The organism is Mesorhizobium sp. M7A.F.Ca.CA.003.01.2.1, from assembly GCF_003998945.1.
GTDB lineage: Bacteria > Pseudomonadota > Alphaproteobacteria > Rhizobiales > Rhizobiaceae > Mesorhizobium > Mesorhizobium ciceri.
This window is the reverse complement of the sequence record NZ_RZRA01001213.1, coordinates 1-1331: the sequence shown is the minus strand read 5'-3', so window position 1 is coordinate 1331 and position 1331 is coordinate 1. Positions and strand designations below refer to the sequence as shown.

The 1331-nt window shown below is 62.2% G+C and carries 3 protein-coding genes; 2 read left to right on the top strand and 1 reads right to left on the bottom strand.

Features of this window, described 5'->3' with window-relative positions; all coding sequences use genetic code 11:
• The coding region (locus tag EN969_RS31320; protein WP_206525282.1) for a methylmalonyl-CoA mutase family protein at positions 1-671 on the top strand (671 nt) is incomplete at its 5' end.
• Between the two features lie 119 nt (positions 672-790).
• Positions 791-955, top strand: a complete 165-nt coding sequence (locus tag EN969_RS31315; protein ID WP_245459565.1) for an AbrB/MazE/SpoVT family DNA-binding domain-containing protein — start codon at positions 791-793, stop codon at positions 953-955.
• 32 nt (positions 956-987) lie between these two features.
• Here the strand turns inward: EN969_RS31315 and EN969_RS31310 are convergent.
• A partial coding sequence (locus EN969_RS31310) for a GreA/GreB family elongation factor (RefSeq protein ID WP_127419747.1) occupies positions 988-1331 on the bottom strand: 344 nt, incomplete at its 5' end.

Below are 1331 nucleotides of genomic sequence, written 5' to 3'. Positions count from 1 at the left end.
GGCTGAAGTGCACGCGCGATGTCGCCGCCGTCGAAAGCGCACTCGATGCGCTGACCCGTGCCGCGCAAGGCAATGAAAACCTGCTGGAATTCGCCATCCGAGCCGCGCGCGCCAATGCAACGGTCGGCGAGATTTCATTCGCGTTGGAAAGGGCGTTTGGGCGCCACGTCGCTACGGTGCAGACCATTTCCGGCATCTATCGCAAGGCGCTTGGCGATCATCCCGTGGTCGACGGGCTGCAGGACAAGCTTGACGCCTTCGAGAAGAAGACCGGCGGCAAGCCGCGCATTCTCGTCGCCAAGATGGGCCAGGACGGCCACGACCGTGGCCAGAAGGTCATCGCTACGGCCTTCGCCGATCTCGGCTTCGACGTCACCGTCGGCGCGATGTTCCAGACACCGGATGAGATCGCCAGGCTGGCGGTCGCACAGGACGTCCACATCGTCGGCGCCTCGTCGCTGGCGGCGGGACATTTGACGCTGATCCCGGAACTGCGCGACGCGCTTAAAAAGCTCGGCCGCGGCGACATGCTGATCGTCGCCGGCGGCGTCATCCCACCGCAGGACTATGACGCGGTGCGGCAAGCCGGCGCTGCGGAAATCTTCCCGCCGGGCACAGTCATTCCAGAGGCAGCGGATCGCCTGCTGGACCGCCTGCTGGCCACGGACTAGGACTGCTGCATCTCTGAAAAGGTTGTGCTAGACTGACACTGCAACCAAGGTGCGGTAACCGTGAAGACGACCATCCACAAGCTCGACGACGGATCAGATGCCCTGATCTTGCCACGGGAATGCTGGACAGCTTGAATCTGCAATCGGGCGATCAGCTCCAGATCATCGAAACTGATCACGGCATCATTTTAAGACCGGTGGCCGACAGGTTCGAACGGCAGATGAAGGCCGCGCGCGAGGTCATGGACAAATATCGGGTCGGGCTTCAGAAACTCGCCAAATGACGCGCCAATCAGTGCGGCGGATTTGAGACGTCCTAGCTCTCGGAGAGCTTGACGATTTCCCATTCCTTGCCGTTGACGCTGGCCAAGTCGCCGATCTTCTTGCCGAACAGGGCGACAGCCATTGGCGAAACATGCGAAATGCTGCCCTTGGTGGGATCAGCCTCGTCCTCGCCGACGATCTTCCAATGCACCTTCTTGCCGTCATCGCTCTCGATCGTGACGCCCATGCCGAAGCGCACAACGTCACTGCCCGGCTCCGGCACCGAGAGTTCGGCGCTTTCGCGCCGGGCGGTCCAGTAACGCAGATCGCGCGACACGACCGCTATGCGCTCGCGGTCGGCTTTGCGTTCGGCCTTCGCCAGTATGTCGCGCAGAT